Source organism: Ruegeria sp. AG6 (assembly GCF_056541565.1).
The window spans coordinates 29,197-51,522 of sequence record NZ_JBQFYQ010000005.1; the positions used below are offsets into that span (position 1 = coordinate 29,197).

A 22,326-nucleotide genomic window follows, 5' to 3' on the forward strand; every position below is an offset into this window, starting at 1 on the left:
AACCTGTGTGAATTGCTTGGCGTTCAAATCCGTTTGAGCGTGATGACCGATTGAGCAAACCTGGATTTGTCATCTATGACGTCAACAACTTTGAAGTCCGGGGCCCAGTTCTCCTCGATATAGGAAACGGGCACGATCGCATCGCCGTAAGTCTTGTTGCCATCGGTACCTTCCATGAAGACCAGTTCGCCGCTGTCATAACGCGCGGCAAACTCGGGCACCCTGTCTGCGGACTCTGCGAGTAGCTTGTGCCAAGCGTTCGAACCTCTTCGTTTTCCAAGTTGGAAGTGACGAAGCAAACCTATTCTGTTTCCAAGTATTCTCGGGCCCAATATTTCGCGTCCGCGATTTTCAATGTATCTCAGGAACCGCCTCGGCTGGACCGTGATCACCAGTACAGCGCCGGGTTTGGTAACGCGCGCCAGCTCGTTACGCCAATGCAAATGAACATCCTCTGGCAGATGCGTGAAAACTGAATACGCCATTGCAGACGAAATCTTGCCGTCGGGCAGCGAAAACGCGCCCAATGGCGAAATTTGCATGAACTCGCCTGGCAGATCTCTTTTCCGGCACTCATCAATGATGTTGGCATTTACATCCGCCGCGAATACTGATCGACTTGGATAATCTTTAGAAAACAGGCGAATATACCGTCCCCAACCACATCCGAAATCCAAAAAGCAATCGTTCTTGCTCGGGTTTTCGCCGTGCGTTGAAAACATCTGCTTTGCGTGCACGTAAAAACCATACGCTTCTCTGATTGCACTGGAAAGCGCGCTTCCGACATATTCGACTTGAATATCATTTGGAGGAAAGTCGGGCAGAGCGCTTGCAAGCTCGCCTCCTTTGTTTTCAGCTTTAGCCAGCCATAGCTGAAGCCAATCGGCATCGGTCAGTTCGTTGAAGCTTTCATGCAAGTCTCTCATACCGGCTGCCCTGCATCTGGAATGATGCCCTTTGAATACGATACGAAATGCGCGATTACAATTGATTGAGTTTCTGGCCTTCAGTCGACGGGCCAGGTCTTGCCAAGACTCTTGGCGCGAGCGGGTGCACGTTGAATGCCTGAGCCGAAAGATCAACCGCTTTGTGGTCAGCACGACGGTGCGGGACTTCAGTGGATAGAGTTCTGTGTTGGCCAAAAGTGGCGCCACAGCACCTCCGTCATGGGCTCGAAGCATTCATCTGACGGTTTTGGCAGGTTGATCCGGTTCGAAAAACGGTGAAACCGGACAAACCCACCTTTGCTGAGGCGGCAATGCCAACCCATCATTTGCGCGCAGATTCAGCAGCTTGGTCGCCGCTGACGGACTGAGAAGATAAGGAACGCATCACATCTGCCGTTATCTGTCGGGTTAATTGCTCAAGCAGAACGCGCATATTGCCGCCCATGAACCCGGCCGCGTTTGACGGCCCTGTCAGCCTCCGGAAGCTTCCCGATCACCTTGTTTACGTCCTTAACGCTGCAATACTTCTGCATCGAAAAGCTCATCGATAACGGTTGGCGAAACCGAACGCCGAGAATCCGGCGGACTCCAAGGCCGCACCCGGCCCAACATCCAGTATGGGTCTGCTGTATCGGTACCCTTCCTTCAGGCTATCATTGTGGTTCTGAAAAAAACGGCCCTTCGGATCGATCATCAGGTACGACCCCAGCATGTCTGCGTTGTCTTCAACGCGTATGATGTCCGTCAACGAGCGGTGCCTGTGCACAAAGGCCCGGAACTGCTTATCCGTCACCATGCCGGCCGTGGTTGTCATCGGAAGCGCCCGGAGGATCTTCCACTTGTGGGGTGCCAATTGCGCAATGACTCGAGCCAAGTCCGCCTCATGGTTCTGAGAATTCACGACCGTATTGATCTTCAGCTTCAGGTCAGGGTTGTCTGAGCGTGCCATTGCGACGCTGTCCCTCAAAGCCTCTAGATCCAACTGCCGAGCGCGACGGTCTTCGCGGCCAATCGCCTTGTTCGTTTGCATGTCAGCCGCGTCCAGGCTTACTCCCAGCCAATCGAGATGCGGCGCCAGGGCAGACATGGTTTCCGCATCAAGCCTGCTGCCGTTGGTAATGATCGAAACATCAAACCCGATTTGGGCGGCCATCTCAACGGCACGGATCAGGTCAGCGCGACACAACAATGGCTCACCCCCTGCAAAATTGAGACGGACACGCCGCCAAGTCAAAGTGTCCTTCAAAGGGTTCTTCAAATTTGCAGGATCAAAAAAAGCCCAGAGCGATCTCAGCAAATTGGCTGTGTTTTCCGGCTGGCGGAACACGTCGCGCACTGAAGGCGGTCGTTCCCACTTGGCATAGCAATACACGCACCGGTAGTTGCAAGTTTCGTTGACGTGCCAATTGATGACCATTTGGTCGATGCTGTGTTTCAGGGAAGTTTCCACGTTAGGTTCTCCATGTTCATTACATGATTCGAACCTGCCATCGGCGCGCTTCAAAATATCTGACATGAAGCGTGCAAACCAATTTCCCGGAATTGCACTACTAAATAATAACATTTATTGCCAAATATTTACGCTGATTACGAGGGTTCTCTTGGCACTTGTACCTCCACCAGAAGCCATCTTTGTCGAACTGTCCCGGTCTTTCTTTGGCTCAGTAATGGGCAAGCGCGAAAAGACGCGCCTTCTTCGGCGAGAGCTTTCGATGAAGCAGATCGAAAAAGAGCATCGTAGAAGTTGTAGGGAGCTCTTTGTTGCTCTTGAGTTTGATGAGAGCGCGGTCCGGGATGCCGAACAAAATATCTGGGAAGTGGTAATGTTCTTTTGGCGGATCGAGCAGGAGCTTTGGGCATTCGATGCGCCGATCCAACATATAGTCTGGGAGCTTTTGATTCACCTGTACGTGCCGGGCGCTGCCCGACGGGCCGCATTCTGGATGATCGACGACCGTTCGGATGACGGTTTGCCGGACGGGCGGTTTTGGTTTTTGCCGGAACCGGATCCCGCAGACCCATCAAGGCTTCGGCTTCCGGTTCAACAGGTTCTGGATTGGGCCTTCGATCTGATCGGTCTGTCAGTTGAGGGCTACGCTGTTCGTTTGGCGGAAGATCATATCGAAAATGGAATCTGCAACCCGGACAAAGACCCCAAAGCAAAAATCGCGCGGGCCCTTTATCGCTGGCAACAAGGCATGGCTCTTCCTGACCAGGACAGTATCGCACGCACATTTCCCGACAGGTTGACTAAGTCCGGGGATACAGGACCAAACTTGGGATCCCGACTACCGTTTTCCGGATGCTGGGAATACGACACGGGCCAAGATCTGGAATACAACTACCAGTCGGCCCGGAATTTCATTCAGGCCCGGAATCTTACCATCCCACGGTTGCGTTTTGACCTAAACATTTCAGAAGACGCCCTGAGCCGCGCCCTGAATGGGCATCCGCCGGAGGACGAAAAGGCAAGATTTACCTTTCTTGTAAGTCGGCGCTTCGCGCGGCGCAGCATGAAGACCATTCGCCAAATGTTGTTGTTCGCGCGCGCGATGCAGGACGGTTACCTGCGCCTTCTCAAACTGCTTTGCCCGGATGTTCAGCCCACATGCGCCGATCCCCGTGAAAACCGCATTCTGGAACTTACCCACATCTTCAAGCTGGTCTACAACCTGACGCTGGAAGCCCATCGCAACACGGCTGGGGAGGGAATATGGGCTCAGGACCAACATTTCGAGGCCAAACTGAAGGCTTGCGTTCCTTGGATGGTGAGTGCGCTTGCGACAATCTTGCCCTCGAATTTCCGGTATCCGGATGCAACACGCGCAGGTATCTGTGAACGCCTGAGCCGACGCTTTTCCGAGATACAAGACGGTGATCGACTACAGGCTTACATCCCCGGTTCCGGGGATCGCGACGCGTTCAGAAAAATCTTTGAACGCGAAAACCAGTCATTAAAAAACGTCGTGACCGAATTTCAGGATCACCAGTGGCATTGTGAAAGACTGGATCGTCAGGCTGCCGTGGAAGAAATAGAAAGGGAAACGCGCCTTTGGTTTCTGAACAATCTTGCGCAGGATGCGAACGTTCCTGACGTGATCCGGGCCGCCTCGACGAACCGACTCGCGGCAATCGCAAAGGGAACTGCGCTGGAGGGCGTTTGGTTCCGGGACGCGCTTGAAGCGACTCGTCAGAAGGGCGACAAGGCACGCGTCGACAAACTGCTGAGTGAGACGAAAGAGCTTGACCCTTCGGACCGCTGGCGTCCGGTTTGGCTTCACCAAAAAGCGCGGCACCACATTAATCTCAATGAATGGAACCAGGCAAAAACATGCTTGAAGGAAGCAATCGAACTGACGCGGATACAAAGCTTCGGCCCGACACGCGGCCTTCTCTCACTTGACCTGCTTGGGCTGGAATTGACGAAGTCAGCATACAATCAGCGAAATCACGGCGGGTTGGTAAGAGATGTGATCATGTTCGGAGTCGTGGACGTCCCGCCAACGGACAAGTGGGTGGTTGTCACGGCGGAAACCCATTTTTGGGAAGAGCTGTATCAACCCTACGCAGGGACGACGCGGCGAAAGAGGGCGCGCAATCAGCGCAGCCAGAGGCGCTGACTACGAACAAATGCACGTACCGTCAGGATCTGGGCCGAAAACCGCGAAAGACCGGCGAAGAGGCACCAACACTGTCAATGGCACCGCTGTGGCGGATCATGTGTTTTGCCCAGAAATGCCTGACGGCCCGACGCCGTCACCAACATCCTGCCCCTTGGAATGCGGAGGATCAGGCCGGCTGCAAAAAAGGCGTTGCAGGGCTCAGGCCTGCTTTTGAACCTCGCCTTCGTCTGCCACCTCTGCCGACTCTGGTGTCACTTCGACCACATCATCCTCGTCCGCGGGCTCCATGACTTCTGGCTCTTCGGATTGATCTTCGAGCGCACCAACGATCAAAGGCAACATATGTACGCCGGTCGCGCTTGCGATTTCGGGTGTTCGTGGTGTCTGCCAGCTGAGCGTGTCGAAGCTGCCACAGTTCTGGCAGACCGGTCCCCATTCAGGTTGGATATCATGGCAATTGGTGCACACCCATTGCGGACCACGCGGCGCATTCAGCGCTTTGGCCAACCAGCCTTGCACAATGGCGTCCGAGGCCCCCTCGCCCCGTTCGATAGCGGCCATCAACGTATAGGCGCGCGCATCTCCCTGCGTTTCGACCACATCGCCCAGCGCACGGCGGGCTTCTGGGAAGTCTTCGGCCACGATGTTCAGTTCGGCCAATATCAGACGCGTTTCCATGTTTTCGGGGTGAATCCGGGTCAACGCGGTGAACCGCTTGATCCGTTGATCAGGGGTTTCATCCGGCACGATGTCGGCAAAGGCATGGGCCAGATCCGGATGCGGCTGAGCCTCCCATGCTTTTTTCAGAATCTTGGTTGCGGCCCGGGGTTTGCCTTTGGCGATATACGCGCGGGCCGCCATGGCAGCGGCTGGCACCAGATCAGGCGACAGGCGATTGGCTTCAATCGCGCGCTCCTGCTGTTCGACCGTCGCACCTTCGTCCAGAATTCCCTTGGCTTCGGACAAGGCCAAAACCGCGTCACGCCGTTTGAAGACATCGCGCGGCAAGTACCCGGCCTTCAACTTGGCCGTCAGAGTCGAACGTGCACCGGCCCAATCCTGCGCCTTGGTTTGCAGGTTCAGCAGCACGTCCTGCGTTTCTTCATGACGTGGTTTGATCGCCAGGGCCTTCTCGGCCAGTTTGCGGGCCGTTTCATCATCACCTTCGGCCAGCTTCTGCTTCATGATCCCGCGCACGCCGACGAAACGGGTGGCGCTGTTGGTCACCAGTTTTTTATAAGTATCCGATGCCTTTTTCGTATCCCCGGTCATCTCGGCGGCCTGTGCCACCAGCAGGTCGGTAAGCTGGGGCTTGTTCAGCAGTTTTTCGGCCTTGCTGGCTTTGGTCATCGCCACGCGCCCTTCGCCCGAGGCCAGCGCCAATAGACCATCAGCCAGCGCCTGGTATCCCTTTTGCTGGCGATTGCGGTCAAAATACCGGGACAAGGCAGTTTCGTCACCGTTCAGGAATTTCAGCGTTGCGATCAGCAGGCTGAGCAACTTGAAAAACAGCCAGACCGCAAAAACCAACACAGCCAGCGCGATCACTGACTGAAGCGGCCCCAGCGTGAATTCCGTGCCCGCGACGGTGATCTGAACCCCGCCACTGGTTTGCATCAGGAAGTGACCGCCCAACGCCAGCAGGCCGATAATCGCAACAAAAACGAGGATCTTAAACAGTGACCACAGCATGGCAGGTCCTTCAGTTCGAGTTCAGGCTGGAAGCCAGTGTATTCGCCGCATCGACGGCGGCGACCCGTGTTTTGGCCGCCTGTTCCCAATCGGACATTGCAGCCTGTGCCGCTTCGGGAAGTGATTTCAGTTCGCTCAAGGCTTTGGCCAGGTCTCCGTCCGCAAGCGCAGCCTGTGCCCGTGACAGGATGGCATCTGGTCCATCCCCTTCCTGTGGCGTGACCGAGCGTGCACCCGTTTGACGTTGCAGGAATGCGATCAGGCCGGTGCCCTTGTCGGCTTCACGGGCTTGGGCCAGCGCGGTTCGGGCCGCAGGCGCGAAACTATCGCGCAGAGAAGAGAGTGTTTCAACACCCTTCTCAGCCGGCCCGGACAGGGCATCCGGTACATCCACACCGCCTGCTTTCAGTTCTGCAACCAGATCGGAATAGGGTTGACCCGCATCCAGTTGCCCATGCAAGCGGGACAGAACAGCGGCATTGGCCGCAGCCTGCGCATCGGCTGTTGCTTTCGCCTCCAGCGCCTGAGCGTCGGAAACCATTTTTTCAACCTCGGCCCGTTGCGAGGCCAGCGAGTCCTGAAGCTTCTTCAGCTCAGCTTCGAAGGCGGCCATGGATTCGGGCGACACGCTGGATTCGATCGGGGTTTTCTCAAGCGTCGCAATGCGCTCTGACAATGGTCCGATTTGGCCTGACAGCGTATCCACTGTGGATTTGATCGCGCTCAGGTCACTTTCCACGGGTGTCAATTTGTCGGACAGCGCTTTGACCTGATCCGTCAAACCAGCAACATCCGGACTGTTTGCAAGCGCCTGAGACAGCTTGGCAATCTGGTCGGACTGGTCTGCCAGTTTGGATTCCAACGCTGCCAAGGTATCCGAGCTGTCCGAGCCAGTTGACAACAACCCGCCATTGCCCAGCGCAAACCCGACGGCGGCAGCGATGGCACCGCCCAGCAAAGCGGGAACAAATCCGCCACGCTTTTCAACGACACGCTCGACCACTTTTTCTTCGACCAGGGCAGTATCTTCAGTCGACGCTTCGGCTTCGGCTTCGGCTTCGGCTTCGGCTTCGGCTTCGGCTTCGGCTTCGGCTTCGGCTTCGGCTTCGGCTTCGGCTTCGGCTTCGGCTTCGGAAAGTTCTTCTTCTACGGCCTCAGTCGGGTCAACAGGTGTATCTTCCTGTTGCAGTTCGGGTTCGACGACGTCATCTGCCTTGGGGGTTTCCACCGGCTTTTCTTCGGACTTTTTCTTACCAGCCACCGCAATATTCCCCTTATCGAATCCAAATTCAGATGAATAACAGCCCCACTCAAGTTAATCGGGGACCGCGCCGCCCTCAACCCGCAACGCATGTTTCACAAGCTTTTTGACAGCCTTACGCATTTTCTTTGGTGTCGGCTTCTTTGCGATCTTCAGGCGCGCATAGTCCAATGAATAAAGGGGATCCGCCGTGGCCTGACTGATTGCGGCCAACCACAAAGGCGCGGATCCGGTCCAAATATCGGCAAAATGTCGCGCCGTTCTTGGTGAAAAAAGCGGTGCGATTACCGGCGAATCCAGAGCTGCCACCCGGGTCGCTTCGGATGTTAGCGGCAACAGCAATTGCTGGTAGACTGGCAGTTCCCCCACGGTCAAGCCGGATTCGGTCAGTCGACCGGCAACATTGCCGCGCGTGTTCTCACCCCTCAAATGCAACAGCGGGCTTTTGGGCCTCCGCTTCAGCAGATGTCCCACCAGTTCTTCCGCCGTGGCCCCGACCATTTCGGCCTGCCAGCCGCAACCCTTCGCTGTGCTGGTCGTTGTCGGTCCGACGCAGAAGGCGGGCAGGTTGCGGTCCACACCTTTCAGGGCCGCCGCGTTCACCGCATTGGCCGACGTGAAAATCAATCCCTGCACACCCTCGGTCTCAACCTCGACCGGCAGCGGCCGGATTTCCATGATCGGAGAATAGATGACCTGAACCCGGGATTTGGTGCGGGTCGGCAGCTGCGCGACGAACCGTTCAGAGGCAGCGCGCGGGCGGGTCATCAACAAATACAACGTGCGGCCCCTTGGCCCTTCAGGATTGTTTGCATCCGCGCAGGGTGATACCCCGCCGTTAGATCATGATGCAACGGATCAGGGTGATGGTGCAAACACTTACCGTACTGGGATTGGAAAGCAGCTGCGACGATACCGCCGCGGCCATCGTGCGCCAAACGACGGGCGCCAAGGCCGAAATCCTGTCATCCGTGGTGCATGGCCAAACCGAACTGCACAGTCCTTTTGGTGGCGTCGTGCCCGAGATCGCGGCCCGGGCGCATGCGGAAAAGCTGGATGTCTGCGTTCTGCAAGCGCTGGACACCGCTGGTCTTTCCCTGAAGGACGTGGACGCCGTTGCGGTCACCGCCGGGCCGGGTCTGATCGGAGGGGTCATGTCAGGCGTCATGTGCGCCAAGGGGATCAGTGCGGCAACCGGTCTGCCGCTGGTGGGTGTCAATCACCTTGCCGGTCACGCGTTGACACCACGACTGACGGACAACATTGCCTTCCCCTACCTGATGCTTCTGGTGTCTGGCGGCCACTGCCAATTCCTGATCGCCCACGAGCCCGAACATTTTACCCGCCTTGGCGGCACCATCGACGATGCACCAGGCGAGGCCTTCGACAAAACCGCCCGCCTTCTGGGCCTGCCGCAACCTGGTGGCCCTTCCGTCGAAGCCGAGGCGCGCGCCGGTGATCCCAAACGCTTTCGATTTCCCAGGCCGCTTCTGGACCGACCCGGTTGCGATCTGTCCTTTTCGGGATTGAAAACGGCCTTGATGCGGATGCGCGACCAGATCGTGAACGAAAAGGGTGGCTTGACGCGCCAGGACCGCGCAGATCTGTGCGCTGGATTCCAGCAGGCGATTGTGGACACGTTGGCCGAAAAGACCCGGCGAGCGATTGATCTGTATCTGGAAACCTCTCCGTCTGAACCCGTGATTGCCGTTGCCGGAGGGGTTGCCGCGAATTCGGCCATTCGGTCTGCATTAGAGTCTGTTTGTGCTGAAAAGAACACCAGATTCACCGCCCCCCCGTTGGCGTTGTGCACGGACAACGCGGCGATGATAGCCTATGCTGGCCTGGAACGCTTTCGTACCGGCGCGCGGGACGGGCTGGACCTGACCGCCCGCCCTCGCTGGCCTCTGGATCAGCACAGCCCGGCCATGCTGGGCGGCGGCAAGAAAGGGGCCAAGGCATGAGTGTATCCATTCTGGGCTCCGGTGCGTTTGGCACTGCTCTGGCTATCTCACTGGCAGGCAACGGGCCAGTGACACTGTGGTCAAGAAACGCCGATCAGGCGCAGCAGATACGCGAGACGCGCGAAAATGCAACCCGGCTGCCCAACATAACCTTGCCCAAGGGCATCACCGTGACCGCGGATATCGCCGAGGCGCTCAGGGCTGACACGCTTTTGTTAGCCGTCCCAATGCAGAAATTGCGCAGCGCTTTGCAGGATCACGCCCCGGCCCTGCGCGGCAAGACTCTGGTGGCCTGCTGCAAGGGAATTGAACTGACCTCGGGGCTTGGACCTGTCGCGGTCATCAAAGAGGGCGTGCCGGACGCCCGCGTCGCGCTGCTGACCGGGCCCAGTTTTGCAGATGACATTGCACATGGCCTGCCCACCGCTTTGACGTTGGCTTGCGAGGATACGGAACTAGGCCAGGCGCTTCAGGCCGAACTGACGACAGCGAACCTGCGCCTCTATCGCACCACAGACACGATCGGCGCTGAACTTGGCGGCGCACTGAAGAATGTCATGGCCATTGGCTGCGGTGCCGCCATCGGCGCAGGTCTGGGAGACAGCGCCCGGGCGGCCTTGATGACCCGCGGGTTTGCTGAGATGCAGCGCTTTGCCGCGATGCGCGGCGCGCGCCCAGACACCCTGATGGGTTTGTCCGGACTGGGGGATCTTGTGCTGACCTGCTCTTCCGAACTGTCCCGAAACTATCGTTTTGGCCTTAGTTTGGGTCTGAATCGACCCTTTGACAGCCAAACAACGGTCGAAGGCGTCGCCACCGCTCGTGCCATGTCGGACATTGCCGCCAAGGAAGGGCTGGATATGCCCATCAGCGCCACGGTGGCGGACCTGAGCCATGGCGCCTACAGTGTCACCGAGGCCATTCAAAACCTGCTAAATCGACCCCTCAAGGAGGAATAACATGCTGATCGCCCTCATCGCTCGTGACAAACCAGACGCGTTGCAAACCCGATTGGACAACCGCTCGGCCCACCTGGCCTATATCGAAGAAACCGGCGTCGTGTCACAGGCCGGACCGTTGCTGAACGGTGACGCCATGTTCGGTTCATTGATAATCCTCGATGTGGAGGACCTGGCCGCAGCACAATCATGGGCCGACGGCGACCCTTACGCAAAGGCAGGATTGTTCCAATCGGTTGAGCTGATCCCGTGGAAAAAGGTGATCGGTTGATGGCCTATTGGTTGTTCAAGTCAGAACCGTCGACCTGGAGTTGGGATCAGCAAGTCGCAAAGGGCGACGCGGGCGAGGAATGGGACGGAGTGCGCAATTATCAGGCGCGCAATTTCATGCGTCAGATGAAAGTTGGGGACCGGGGGTTCTTCTACCATTCGCAAAAGGACAAGTCCGTTGTTGGCATTGTCGAAGTCTGTGCCGAGGCCCATCCCGACAGCACCACCGATGACGAACGGTGGGAGTGTGTCGACATCAAAGCCGTGCGGCCCTTTTCCAAACCCGTAACGCTGGACCAAATCAAGGCGGACGAGCGTCTGGCCAACATGGTGCTGGTGAAGAACTCTCGCTTGTCGGTGCAACCCGTGACTGAGGATGAATGGCGGGTGATTTGCATGCTGGGTGAAACCCAGCCTGATTGAACGGGAAAGTGGCACCGGGCGCAGAACTTCTCAAAGCTCTGGCAAGATGCTATCTTTCCTTGGGCTTTGCCGGGTGAGATCATGTCGGTCGCGGTTTTGTGCGATCGAAATTGCCGGGCGGTGTTCGAATAAAGATCGGTCTTTCTTGAAAGCAAAAACCCATGTCTGACGACGAAGGCGGCAATGGGATATTCGAAGACGCCGTTGCTGCGAAGAATTCAAAAAACTGGGAAGCGCGCCTGAAAGAGGCGCGTGAAAAGCGTGCCAGACTGCTCAGCGGGGCGCAGGGTGAAGCGCAGGAAAAGCCCACCCTGAAACCTTCCGAGACAGAGCACCTGCCCCGGCCAGACGAAACCAAAATCGAAGAGATCGTATCAGACCGGGTCCGTTCCCTGCATTTGGAAGAACCAAAAACCAGGAAAAAACCCTTGGTCAGAGCAGGTATTATTCTGGCCGCCTTGGTTTGCGGCGCGATCCTGCAATGGGCGGTCACACATATTGCCGGAACTTGGCGCTCCACCGGTGGAAGGCCACCAGCCAGCCTGGATGCGGCGACTGAAACTCTTCCTGAAATCGAGGAGCTGCTTTCAGACAGAGCGCCCACCGTCAGAATCGCTGAGTCACCGGCCCCACGAGACACACAAGCAGCCGAGGACCTCGCCGATTCAGCGTCTTCCGAAGTCGCGCCCGTTTCCACCCCCGCAATCATCGAAGAGGCCGAGGGTGCGATCACAGGCGCATCTCTCGACCAGAGCGTCTCGGTTGAGGCGCTCGTGACGCCACCCGTTCCTGCCGAAGGCATTTCGGCTGCGGATGACCAAGACAGGGTGGAACCAAGACCCCCAACCCCAGAAGCGGAACCGGTCGTGTCTTTGTCCCCGCCAGCCATATTCATTCCGCCACAGCTCGAACCCATCTTGGCCACCGCTTCTTCTGCGGATATTCAAACCCTGTTTCCAGCTTCTGCCGAACCTCCGTGGCGCCACACCAACCGGTCGAACAAAGACAGCTTTTCGCAGACGTCCTTGATGGTTTTGGACCCTGTCCAGCAAGAGATCACTTTTTCTGCAGCCCCGTCTTATGCAGAGGTTAAACCGCTTTCGCCCTCACAATCCCCCATTGATCTGGAAGTCTCGCTTTTTGTTCCCTTGAGAGTGTCACAAGACGCCAGCAGCCGGGCTTTGGAACTGCTTACACAGGGCCGCGCGACGGTTGTGTCAACAGACCGCGTGGGTTTTCGGGTCAGAGAAACACAGGTGCGTTTCTACCATCCAAGCGACGCTGAAAACGCGGCGCTGGCAGCTGATGCTCTTGGCGGAATATTGAGGGACTTCACGAATTCGGGCAGCAAGACCCGTCCGGGGCGGATAGAAGTCTACTTGGCAGGCAGCGGTGGCGCGTCATCCAGGAATTCGGACCCAAGGCCCACGGCATTCGACAATTTCATTGCGCGTATTCTTGGCGAACTCAGATAAGAAACGAGGGAAGGCTCTGACGATACAGAACCTTCCCTACCCCCGCGTGCTCCCTACTCACCACACGCGTATGGAAATATTTGGTTCTGACCGTCCTGGTCACAGGTTGAACTTAGCGCAACCGCACCCTTGGTTTCAAATGCCAAGTCTTTAAATTGAAACTCAAATTAAGTACGCCCGCCAGAATCTCGGCGGGCGCTTGGCAGAATCGACCGGGTCAGCTGTAAACGGATTCTTTTCCGAAATGCTTGGTCAAAATATAATAGACAACGGCACGGTACTTGTTGCGCTCGGACATGCCATAGGTTTCCATGGCTTTGTTGATCCCTTCCATCAGCTCGGGGCCATCTGCCAGACCCAGCTTTTTGATCAGGAAGTTGTTCTTGACGGTTTCCAGTTCCGAGTCCTGGCTGGCCGCGACAGTTGCCGCATCTGCGTCATAGATCGCCGGACCACAACCGATGGTGACCTTGGTCAGCAGGTCCATATCGGGGTCCATCCCGCATTTGGTTTTCAGGTCTTCTGCGTATTTGGCGATCAGCTCGTCGCGCTTGCCCATATCCTAGTCTCCTTGATCCGTTTACCCGGCACCTTTTACCGATGATCGAAAGACTAGCCGCGTCGCAGGCTTTTCCAAAAGGAAAAAAATTTGCGATTTCTCCCCCTTGGTCGCAGCCTGCACGTTTCTTGCTGAAAAGCCTAGCGGCAATAACCCCACCCCGGGCCTTGCAAGTGGAAATGATCCGCGTGCAAACGATTGAAATCGGGTCCAAGAACCACGCGAAACCAACCGCAGGCCCCGCGCCAGATCCGTCGAAAAAAGGCGCCTTCCGGTCCGGAGCCCTGCCAGTTTGACAACAAGGTCAGCGTCCGACCGTCAACGGTATCCACACCGACGATATCTATCGAATCCGCGCGGGCATGGCTGCTCCACCCACCGTTTTCACCCTGCGCGGTGCGCATGGGGCGGCAATTGTAACTGCCGATGTGGCGCAATCGGGAAACGTTGGACCCAAGCAGATCGCGTACGGCGGGCTGCACGACGTGGTATTCCCACATGGTCAGGCGCAAAGCCGTGGCGCAACTGGTTTCAACATCCTCGATCCCTGATGTCACCAATTTGGTCAGACGACCCCGACCAGCGATGCCGCAATTCTGATCGACAACCAGGTCCGCCATCGCCTCAAACCGAACACCTGCGTCTTCCAGAGCGGCCCGGCACTGTGCTTCGCTCGCCAATGCGCGGTTCAGTTGGAGCTTGGTGACGGGTGTGATCGGGGCGGTTACCTTCAGATCACGCAACGGGTTCCAATGTGACGGTATCGGCGTTTCGGGATGCGCCAACACCCTCCAGACACCACCGCCCAAAAGGATCACAACAACCGCCAGCCTGAAAAAGAAAGACGCCGCCAGGTACAAATACCGGCGGCGCCCAGATTTCTGCGTCATACCCAGACTGCGATCAGTAGCGGTAGTGTTCCGGCTTGTACGGACCTTCCGGTTTGACACCGATGTACGCGGCCTGATCCGCATCCATCTGCGTCAGCTTCACGCCGATGCGATCCAGATGCAGGCGGGCCACTTTCTCATCCAGATGCTTGGGCAGGATGTAGACCTTGTTCTCGTACTGGTCACCCTTGGTGAACAGCTCGATCTGGGCCAGAACCTGGTTGGTGAACGAGGCCGACATCACGAAGGACGGGTGCCCGGTGGCATTGCCCAGGTTCAGCAGACGGCCTTCGGACAAAAGGATGATGCGGTTGCCCGAGGGCATCTCGATCATGTCCACCTGTTCCTTGATGTTGGTCCATTTGTGGTTTTTCAGGCTGGCCACCTGAATTTCGTTGTCGAAGTGGCCGATGTTGCCGACGATGGCCATGTCCTTCATCTCGCGCATATGCTCGATGCGGATCACGTCTTTGTTGCCGGTGGTTGTGATGAAGATATCCGCGGTGGCAACTTCGTCTTCCAGCAGGGTCACTTCGAACCCGTCCATCGCGGCTTGCAGGGCGCAGATCGGGTCGACTTCGGTGACTTTCACACGGGCACCAGCACCGCGCAACGACGCGGCCGAGCCTTTGCCCACATCACCGTAACCGCAGACCACTGCAACCTTGCCGGCCATCATCGTGTCGGTGGCGCGGCGGATACCGTCGACCAGCGATTCCTTGCAGCCGTACTTGTTGTCGAATTTCGACTTGGTGACGCTGTCATTCACGTTGATCGCCGGGAACGGCAGATGCCCTTCCTTGACCAGCTGATACAGGCGGTTCACACCAGTGGTGGTTTCCTCGGAAACACCCTTGATCTGATCCCGCATCTTTGTGAACCAGCCCGGGCTTGCCGCCATACGCTTGGCGATCTGCTTCTTGATCACCTCTTCCTCTTCCGAACCCGGAACAGGGATGATGTCCTCACCCGCTTCGGCACGGGCACCCAGCAGGATGTACAGCGTCGCGTCGCCGCCATCATCCAGGATCATGTTCGGGCCTTCCTCGAACAGGAAGGATTTGTCCAGATAATCCCAGTGCTCTTCCAGTGTCTGGCCCTTGACGGCGAAGACGGGAATACCCGCCTCGGCAATCGCGGCGGCGGCGTGGTCCTGGGTCGAGAAGATGTTGCACGACGCCCAGCGCACATCCGCACCCAGCGCCACCAGCGTTTCTATCAGAACGCCCGTCTGGATGGTCATGTGCAACGACCCGACGATACGCGCCCCTTTCAACGGCTTGCTGTCGCCGTATTCCGCGCGCAGGGACATCAGGCCCGGCATCTCGGTTTCGGCTATGTCCAGCTCTTTGCGGCCAAAGCCAGCCAATGAAATGTCTTTAACGATATAGTCCCCGGCCATCAGGTGCTCCATTTTCCGGTAAATCACAGTCCCGGCTGCCCCTAGCATTCCTTGGGGCAGGTGGCAACTTTGAAGACTGTGATCGGAAACGATATGGCCAATATCAGCTTGGTGTGCCTTCAATTTCGATCTTTGGTATCGCTTCAAAAAAATCGGTGCCAACGGCAACAATACAGCTGATACCGTTCGCATTGGTTACCAAAACGGTATAACTTCCCGTTTCTTTCGAGGTCCAAACCTCCATCACCGATTGCGCGCCGCGTGTTTTTTGCAGGCCGCCAAAGGCCAATTCCTCGGCATAATTCTCCTGCAATCTGGATATGATGTGATCCCGTGCCGCACAATTCTGGGCAAAGGCAGGCGGCGCGGTGGCGGCCATTCCGAAGGTCAGTGCGATTGCGAATAAACGTTTGAACATAGGGTGCTCCTTTCGATACGTGTTTCAGTTCGAGAGGGGCACACTGGGAGGAGAATGCACCCCCCTCAGTCTTTAATGTCGGGATCATACCGCGCCGTTTCAAAGCACGAACGCTCAAGAAAATGTTGGCAGCGTGTGATCCAGACAGGTACATCATACCATAAAAACGCGAATTGAACGTGTCCAACTTCACAAGGCATGGCAGAATGGCAACACAACCCAGAGCGTGGCAAAGGATGCTGTCGGGTCGCAGGCTGGACCTGCTGGACCCGACACCGGTCGATATCGAGATTGAAGACATCGCACACGGCCTTGCCTTTGTCGCTCGTTGGAACGGTCAGACAAACGGCGATTTCGCTTATTCCGTGGCCGAACATTCCCTGCTGGTTGAAGAGATTTTTGGCCGTATTGCCCCAAAAACACCCATGAAATGGCGTTTGGCGGCCCTGTTACATGACGCGCCCGAATATGTGATCGGCGATATGATCTCGCCCGTGAAATCCGCCGTCGGCCCAGATTATGGCGCGTTGGACGACCGGCTGGCGGCAGCAATCCATATACGGTTTGGACTTCCGGCTGAGGTGCCGAAAACGGTGAAACGCCAGATCAAGAAGGCCGACAAGATCAGCGCCTGGATGGAGGCGACACAGATTGCCGGGTTTTCCGAGGCCGAAGCCACGAAATTCTTTGGTCGCCCGGAGAGGGGGATCATGGCGGGTTTACAGATCAGGCTGCGCCCCCCGGTCGAGGTGCGGCACGCCTTTACGGCGCGGCACGCAGAATTGATCGCTCAGATCTGAGAGGCGCTTTCCGAATGCGGTGAGTGGTACGGGGGAACTGGTGGAAGAAAGATGAAAACAAAGACCGGAACCCGAGTTTTGCTTGTCGTCAACGTCGTGCTGACTTTTGGTCTTGCGGCGGCGTTGGTCGAAACCGGGTGTGTCTCGAAGGCGCTCAGAAAAATCTCGGGCACATATGTCCCGGTCACGGAAACCGATCACTACAAGCTCATGGTCTGGCTGCACGAGCGGCCGATTTCTCAAGCGCTCGCCTCACCGGATATTCAGATCGCTTTCATCGGCGATTCCATAATCGAAGGGTGGTTGACCAGCAACGTCCTGCCCAACGCGCTGAACCTTGGGATCAGCCGCGACACCACCCCGGGCCTGATCGCAAGAGCAAAACCGGAACTGATTGCCCATGTCCCGACATGGTATCTGGGAATCGGGGTCAATGACGCTCTGACGGCCACACCGCCAGAGAAGATTGCAGGCTATGTCGCACAGTTGAAGGCCCTGTTCATGCCCGCCGACAGGTTGATCTGGCGTGCTGTGTTGCCCGTCACCGGTGCAAACTGGACCGCGGAACAAGAGGCGTTTCGAACGGCCTTCAATTCGGCTGCACAACAGGCCTGTCAGGATATGGCGAACTGCACGTTTCTGACCCCGCCGGACGGGTTCGCCGAAAAAACCGCCGACTGGACATCGGACGGGTTGCATCCCAACGCAACCGGATATCGTCAGCTGGCGCGGCAGCTCTGTGCAGAAATCTCCTGCTCACCCTGAAGCTACTGAATGGGTACGGTCAGCTCCGCTGCCCGCAGACCTGTCTGAAACTTAGGCAGGGTTTGTGTTCGCCCTGTTTCAGCCAAAGACGTAGAAGCACAGTTTGTTGCCATCCGGGTCACGCACATAGGCACCATAGAACCTGTCGGGCACTCGTTGACCAGGTTCGCCTTCGTCCACCGCACCCAGGCTGATTGCCTTGTCATACAGTTCCTTGACCTCATCCTTGGAGTCGGCTGCAAAGGCGACCATGTTGCCATTTCCGGCGGCGCAGACATTGCCGTCATAGGGCTCGCACACCGCCAGCATCGGCGCGTCGGGTTTGTTGCCGATGAACGCGATCCGGCCTGCGTCTATAACCACTTTCGCGCCCTTGTCCGCGAAAAGCTTGGTATAGAAGTCCTTGGCGCGCGCCATGTCCGAAACGCCAACGGTTACATATCCGATCATAAAGTGGTCCTGTTCTGACAAAAGATTCCAGATGTGCCGAACAGTCCTCGACAGGGTCCAAGGTTACAAGTCACTAAACCGTCATCGAGCGGCCGGCAGACCTAACGCGGGCTGCGTTTCGCCAGTATCCGCTGCAACGTCCGCCGATGCATATTCAACCGTCGCGCGGTTTCGGAAACATTCCGGTCACACAGCTCATAGACGCGCTGGATATGTTCCCAGCGCACACGGTCCGCGCTCATGGGGTTTTCCGGCGGCGGGGGCATCTCGTCACCCTTTGCCAGCAATGCGTTCGTGATGTCGGTGGCATCCGCAGGCTTTGACAAATAGTCGGTCGCGCCGATCTTGACTGCCGCGACGGCGGTCGCGATCGCACCATATCCGGTCAGAACAACAACTCGGCTGTCGGGGCGTTTTTCCCGCAATACCTCGACAACGTCCAATCCGTTGCCATCCTCCAACCGCAGATCGACGACGGCATAAGCCGGGGGCCGGGCGGTGGATATCGCGCGCCCTGCCGCGACGGATCCTGCTGTCTCAACCTCGAAGCCACGCTTTTCCATGGCCTTGGCCAAACGTCTCAGAAACGGCTCGTCATCATCAACCAAAAGCAGGGATTTGTCAGGGCCGATGTCAAGCTGAGAAGTGTCTGCCATATGTTAGGTCTTTCGCTATTTCATGCCTTTGGCTCGAACATGAGTAATAGCAGCGCGGGAACAAAGGTCAAACAACCTTGTTACGACGCGGCCTGTTCCAGGAAGCATTCAACCTTGTCCGCCATCTGTTCGGCCGTGTCTTCGCGCTTGAAGAACTCCAGAAATCCATTTTCGGGTGTAACCAGATACGTAAAGGTGGAATGGTCAACCAGATAGAATTCATCGCCTTTGTCATGCGCTTTGTAATAGGTCTTGTAGGCCTTGCTGGCCGCCTTGACCTGTTCGGGCGAGCCGGTCAGGGCGATCGTCTTGCCCCCGAGATTGAAAGCATAGTCGGCCATGACTTCGGGCGTATCGCGATCCGGGTCAATCGAGATGAACAAAGGTGTCACCGACAGCCCGCGTTCAGCCAGAATATCGACAGCCTCGGCGTTGCGGGACATGTCGAACGGGCAAACGTCCGGGCAGAACGTGTATCCGAAGTAAACCAGCGTCGGTTCGGTAATCACATCTTTGTCCGTAACCGTCTCGCCTTTACCGTTCACCAGTTCAAATGGTCCACCAATTGCGGCGGCACCCCCGGCGATCTGGCTGGACCGACATTGTGCGAACTTGTCATCGGACCCGCCACCCCGTGTCAGAATCCACATGGCCCCAAGTCCGATAGCCAGAACAAGAGTTGCGAGAATTGCGAGAAGGCGGGTCATTTCGATTATCCGGTCTCAGGGGGTTGTTGATCGTTCCGGCCGGGACACCTATCAAGATGACCAGCCGATGCAACAGGACATAAGCGACCGATGGCAGAATCCAATCAGACTTTTTGGCGCGGCCAGGAACGCAGCAGCTGGATTCGCCTGCGAACCCTGATCCTTTTGCGATGGGTGGCCATCATTGGCCAGCTCACCGCAATCACGGTGGCCCAGCGATATTATGACGTGCAGCTGGAACTGGGCCTGTGCTACCTGGCCATCGGAATCTCGGTCATGGGCAACCTGACTGCCATATTGCTGTTTCCGCAAAACAAGCGCCTGACCGAGTTTGAAAACTTCCTGATGGTTCTGTTCGACCTGCTGCAATTGTCAATTCTGCTCTATTTGACCGGCGGGCTGAACAATCCGTTTGCGCTGCTTCTGCTGGGCCCGGTTACGATTTCAGCCAATGTCATGAGCACACGATCAACCCTGATTGTCGGCGCCGTCGCAATCGTTCTGACAACTGTGCTGGCGGAATTTCACCTTCCGTTGCGGACAAGTCTGGGGCTTGTTCTGGATATCCCCGATATCCTTCTGTTTGGAAACTGGGCCGCGATCATCATCGCCATCGTCTTCATCGGCGCCTATTCCCACCGCGTCAGTTCCGAAGTCCAATCCATGTCCGAAGCGCTGGCCGCCACGCATATGGCGCTGGCGCGCGAACAGAAGCTGACCGATCTGGGCGGCGTCGTCGCCGCTGCCGCGCATGAACTGGGCACGCCTCTGGCGACGATAAAACTGACCAGCGCGGAACTGATCGAAGAACTGGACGACCGTCCGGACCTGAAAGATGACGCCGCTTTGATCCGCGAGCAGGCAGACCGTTGCCGTGACATTCTGCGCGACATGGGGCGGGCGGGCAAAGATGATCTGCACCTGCGGCAGGCACCGCTTTCGACAGTGGTGAACGAAGCGGCCGAACCACATGTCGGTCGCGGCAAAGAGGTTCATTTCTCTGAAGGCCCCGCGCAGGACGGGGATGTTCAGCAGCCCTCGATCCTGCGCAAACCCGAGATCATTCACGGTTTGCGCAACCTGATTCAGAATGCCGTGGATTTCGCCCGCGCAAATGTCTGGGTCGAGGCTGAATGGACCGACAGCAGGATCACCGTCAGCATCATGGATGACGGGCGGGGATATCCGCCCCACATGATCGGACGCATCGGGGATCCGTTTATGCGCCGAAGACGGGCAGAATCCGATCAGAGAGCACGCCCGGAATACGAAGGGATGGGCCTGGGATTGTTCATCGCCAAAACCCTGCTGGAACGCAGCGGCGCCGAACTGGAATTCGCCAATGGTTCGGACCCCTACCAGCATCTGACCGACAATCCTGAACGGCGCGGGGCAATCGTCAAGGTGACCTGGCCACGCAAACTGATCGATGCACAGAAGGGTGACACCCCGGTCCCGTCGGGATCCAACACGCGCATCCAGGTGTGAATTAAGAGACCGTTAACCAATCCCACGCATAGTCTGTCCTTGTATCGTTCAGGCTTGGGGAATTTGATGGCCGATTGGATTATTCTGGCCGCGATCAGTCTTGTTTCGTGCTGTTTCGCCGTTCTGTGGCTGTTGCCACGCCGGGCTCAGCGCGACAAGGCTTTTGGTTTGTTTTCGAACACCTCGCTGTTTGATGCCGTATTCCTTTTCGATGGCAACCAACTGATCAGCCATTCTGATTTCGCACTGGCCGGGTTTGAGCATATTGAAAACTGGCTGGACCTGCGGCGCTTGTTGCAAAGGGATTTCCCCACCTTTCCCGAAACTTCCGACAAAGTGCGCGATCAGGGCAAAATCTTGGTATCGGCCATTGACTGCACGGTTGAACGAGAAGTCGTGTGTGAGTGGATCGACGGTATCGTCCGCGTTCGACTTTGCGAATGCGCCAGGACCTCCTCGGCCGGATCGGTTTCCCCAGGCGAACCGACTCGTCTGGCAATGGATCTGGCCCCTTACCCTGTATGGTTGGCGGATAACGACAATCGGGTGCAATGGTGCAATGCCGCCTATGTCGCACTTGTTCAAAAGGCGCGTGATCAGGACGCCGATCTGACTGCGCCGCTTTTTGAAAGCCCGGAGGATGCCACAAGACCTACCGGAAAAACCCGCGTGTCGGTGGATGTTGCAGATACTGATCGCAAGCTTTGGTTCGATTTGACTCGGATCGAACACGAGAACGGTCATCTATGCTATGCCGTTGACGTCAACGCGATTGTCGAGGCGGAAACCGCCCAGCGCAAATTCGTGCAGACCATGACCAAGACCTTTGCCCAATTGTCCATTGGTCTCGCCATTTTTGACCGCAATCGGCAACTGGCCCTGTTCAACCCGGCCCTGATCGATCTGACCACGTTGCCGCCCGATTTCCTCAGTTGCCGCCCCAGCCTGAGCAGTTTCTTCGACCGCTTGCGGGATCAACACATGATGCCCGAACCGAAGAATTACCGCAGCTGGCGGCGTCAGATGAACGACCTTCTCGAAGCGGCTGAAGATGGAAACTACCACGAGACGTGGTCGCTGCCATCCGGATCGGTCTATTCCGTCAGCGGCCGCCCTCACCCGGACGGCGCAGTGGCGTTTCTATTCGAGGATATCACCGCCGAAATCACCCTGACGCGGCGCTTTCGATCAGAAATGGATCTGATGCAGTCCATCCTGGACAAACTGGCGGACGCGATTGCCGTCTTTGCAGATGACGGTACGCTGGCCTTCACCAACTATGCGTATCAAAAGCTGTGGGGAGACGCGCACGAGGTCGGGTTCCAAAGCGAAACGGTCACCGATGTCACGCGACGCTGGCAAGACCTTTGTATTGCGACGCCGGTTTTGGGTGAGGTGCGGGATTTTGTCGAAATGCGGGAAAACCGCGCCGAATGGACAGCTGAAATCCAGATGAGAACCGGCATAACCGTGGATTGCACCGTCACACCGGTTCATAACGGCGCGACAATCGTGCGGTTTACGCAATCCGAGTTTCCCTCGAAATCCACCGCGATGGAACAGATCAGCGCCTGAAC

The 22,326-nt window shown here is 57.1% G+C and carries 22 protein-coding genes; 10 read left to right on the forward strand and 12 right to left on the reverse strand.

The window, feature by feature from the left end; translation table 11 throughout:
• Positions 1–23 precede the first annotated feature (23 nt).
• Both ACR0I0_RS12310 and ACR0I0_RS12315 read right to left on the reverse strand, forming a co-directional pair.
• Positions 24–926 carry a class I SAM-dependent methyltransferase gene (locus ACR0I0_RS12310; protein ID WP_480491624.1) on the reverse strand — a complete coding sequence of 301 codons (903 nt, stop codon included), beginning with the start codon at positions 924–926 and terminating at the stop codon, positions 24–26.
• Positions 927–1,488: 562 nt separating this feature from the next.
• Positions 1,489–2,463, reverse strand: a complete 975-nt coding sequence (locus ACR0I0_RS12315; RefSeq protein ID WP_480491626.1) for a viperin family antiviral radical SAM protein — start codon at positions 2,461–2,463, stop codon at positions 1,489–1,491.
• Between ACR0I0_RS12315 and ACR0I0_RS12320 the strand changes: the two genes are divergently transcribed.
• A complete protein-coding gene (locus ACR0I0_RS12320; protein ID WP_480491627.1) occupies positions 2,357–4,567 on the forward strand; it encodes a hypothetical protein in 2,211 nt (736 codons plus the stop codon). The two genes, ACR0I0_RS12315 and ACR0I0_RS12320, sit on opposite strands and share 107 nt — an antisense overlap.
• A gap of 201 nt (positions 4,568–4,768) precedes the next feature.
• Here the strand turns inward: ACR0I0_RS12320 and ACR0I0_RS12325 are convergent, their stop codons facing one another.
• The 3 genes from ACR0I0_RS12325 to ACR0I0_RS12335 are packed head-to-tail and all read right to left on the reverse strand — an operon-like array spanning position 4,769 to position 8,303.
• Positions 4,769–6,262, reverse strand: a complete 1,494-nt coding sequence (locus tag ACR0I0_RS12325) for a heme biosynthesis HemY N-terminal domain-containing protein (RefSeq protein WP_480491628.1) — start codon at positions 6,260–6,262, stop codon at positions 4,769–4,771.
• A 10-nt stretch (positions 6,263–6,272) separates the two neighbouring features.
• A complete protein-coding gene (locus tag ACR0I0_RS12330; RefSeq protein ID WP_480491630.1) occupies positions 6,273–7,523 on the reverse strand; it encodes a COG4223 family protein in 1,251 nt (416 codons plus the stop codon).
• Between the two features lie 54 nt (positions 7,524–7,577).
• Positions 7,578–8,303 (reverse strand): uroporphyrinogen-III synthase, encoded by a 726-nt coding sequence (locus ACR0I0_RS12335; RefSeq protein ID WP_480491632.1) that lies wholly within the window; start codon positions 8,301–8,303, stop codon positions 7,578–7,580.
• A gap of 86 nt (positions 8,304–8,389) precedes the next feature.
• Between ACR0I0_RS12335 and tsaD the strand changes: the two genes are divergently transcribed.
• From tsaD to ACR0I0_RS12360, 5 genes are all read left to right on the forward strand, one after another.
• On the forward strand, positions 8,390–9,487 hold the full coding sequence (gene tsaD, locus ACR0I0_RS12340) for a tRNA (adenosine(37)-N6)-threonylcarbamoyltransferase complex transferase subunit TsaD (protein WP_210093109.1): 1,098 nt from the start codon (positions 8,390–8,392) through the stop codon (positions 9,485–9,487).
• Positions 9,484–10,446: an NAD(P)H-dependent glycerol-3-phosphate dehydrogenase gene (locus ACR0I0_RS12345; protein ID WP_480491634.1), complete on the forward strand. Its 963-nt coding sequence runs from the start codon at positions 9,484–9,486 to the stop codon at positions 10,444–10,446. The genes tsaD and ACR0I0_RS12345 overlap by 4 nt, the downstream gene beginning before the upstream one ends.
• A 1-nt stretch (position 10,447) precedes the next feature.
• The gene (locus tag ACR0I0_RS12350; RefSeq protein ID WP_480491636.1) at positions 10,448–10,717 is read left to right on the forward strand and encodes a YciI family protein; all 270 of its coding nucleotides are present in this window, start codon (positions 10,448–10,450) and stop codon (positions 10,715–10,717) included.
• A complete protein-coding gene (locus ACR0I0_RS12355; RefSeq protein ID WP_152459650.1) occupies positions 10,717–11,139 on the forward strand; it encodes an EVE domain-containing protein in 423 nt (140 codons plus the stop codon). Before ACR0I0_RS12350 ends, ACR0I0_RS12355 begins: the two co-directional genes overlap by 1 nt.
• Before the next feature lie 161 nt (positions 11,140–11,300).
• On the forward strand, positions 11,301–12,614 hold the full coding sequence (locus ACR0I0_RS12360; protein ID WP_480491638.1) for a hypothetical protein: 1,314 nt from the start codon (positions 11,301–11,303) through the stop codon (positions 12,612–12,614).
• Between the two features lie 217 nt (positions 12,615–12,831).
• Here the strand turns inward: ACR0I0_RS12360 and ACR0I0_RS12365 are convergent, their stop codons facing one another.
• The 4 genes from ACR0I0_RS12365 to ACR0I0_RS12380 all read right to left on the reverse strand — a co-directional run bounded on the left by ACR0I0_RS12365 (position 12,832) and on the right by ACR0I0_RS12380 (position 15,883).
• Positions 12,832–13,173 (reverse strand): DUF2853 family protein, encoded by a 342-nt coding sequence (locus ACR0I0_RS12365; protein WP_171171577.1) that lies wholly within the window; start codon positions 13,171–13,173, stop codon positions 12,832–12,834.
• Between the two features lie 140 nt (positions 13,174–13,313).
• On the reverse strand, positions 13,314–14,063 hold the full coding sequence (locus ACR0I0_RS12370) for an extensin-like domain-containing protein (RefSeq protein WP_480491639.1): 750 nt from the start codon (positions 14,061–14,063) through the stop codon (positions 13,314–13,316).
• A gap of 13 nt (positions 14,064–14,076) precedes the next feature.
• Positions 14,077–15,465 carry an adenosylhomocysteinase gene (gene ahcY / locus ACR0I0_RS12375; RefSeq protein ID WP_171116646.1) on the reverse strand — a complete coding sequence of 463 codons (1,389 nt, stop codon included), beginning with the start codon at positions 15,463–15,465 and terminating at the stop codon, positions 14,077–14,079.
• Between the two features lie 103 nt (positions 15,466–15,568).
• Positions 15,569–15,883 (reverse strand): hypothetical protein, encoded by a 315-nt coding sequence (locus ACR0I0_RS12380; protein WP_171635301.1) that lies wholly within the window; start codon positions 15,881–15,883, stop codon positions 15,569–15,571.
• A gap of 206 nt (positions 15,884–16,089) precedes the next feature.
• Here ACR0I0_RS12380 and ACR0I0_RS12385 point away from each other — a divergent pair, with 206 nt between their 5' ends.
• Together ACR0I0_RS12385 and ACR0I0_RS12390 are read left to right on the forward strand one after the other, a co-directional pair.
• Positions 16,090–16,683, forward strand: coding sequence for an HD domain-containing protein (locus ACR0I0_RS12385; RefSeq protein ID WP_171635303.1), 594 nt, complete (start codon positions 16,090–16,092; stop codon positions 16,681–16,683).
• A 51-nt stretch (positions 16,684–16,734) separates the two neighbouring features.
• On the forward strand, positions 16,735–17,448 hold the full coding sequence (locus ACR0I0_RS12390) for an SGNH/GDSL hydrolase family protein (RefSeq protein ID WP_480486212.1): 714 nt from the start codon (positions 16,735–16,737) through the stop codon (positions 17,446–17,448).
• A 78-nt stretch (positions 17,449–17,526) separates the two neighbouring features.
• On the opposite strand, the gene ACR0I0_RS12395 is transcribed toward ACR0I0_RS12390, so the two are convergent.
• From ACR0I0_RS12395 to ACR0I0_RS12405, 3 genes are all read right to left on the reverse strand, one after another.
• Positions 17,527–17,898, reverse strand: coding sequence for a VOC family protein (locus ACR0I0_RS12395; RefSeq protein ID WP_171635307.1), 372 nt, complete (start codon positions 17,896–17,898; stop codon positions 17,527–17,529).
• Between the two features lie 101 nt (positions 17,899–17,999).
• The gene (locus tag ACR0I0_RS12400) at positions 18,000–18,554 is read right to left on the reverse strand and encodes an ActR/PrrA/RegA family redox response regulator transcription factor (RefSeq protein ID WP_152459641.1); all 555 of its coding nucleotides are present in this window, start codon (positions 18,552–18,554) and stop codon (positions 18,000–18,002) included.
• 80 nt (positions 18,555–18,634) lie between these two features.
• A complete protein-coding gene (locus tag ACR0I0_RS12405) occupies positions 18,635–19,261 on the reverse strand; it encodes an SCO family protein (RefSeq protein WP_480491641.1) in 627 nt (208 codons plus the stop codon).
• 90 nt (positions 19,262–19,351) lie between these two features.
• Between ACR0I0_RS12405 and regB the strand changes: the two genes are divergently transcribed.
• Both regB and ACR0I0_RS12415 read left to right on the forward strand, forming a co-directional pair.
• Positions 19,352–20,749 carry a sensor histidine kinase RegB gene (gene regB / locus ACR0I0_RS12410; RefSeq protein ID WP_171635312.1) on the forward strand — a complete coding sequence of 466 codons (1,398 nt, stop codon included), beginning with the start codon at positions 19,352–19,354 and terminating at the stop codon, positions 20,747–20,749.
• Between the two features lie 66 nt (positions 20,750–20,815).
• Positions 20,816–22,324, forward strand: coding sequence for a PAS-domain containing protein (locus ACR0I0_RS12415; RefSeq protein WP_209834398.1), 1,509 nt, complete (start codon positions 20,816–20,818; stop codon positions 22,322–22,324).
• The last annotated feature ends 2 nt before the right edge of the window (positions 22,325–22,326 follow it).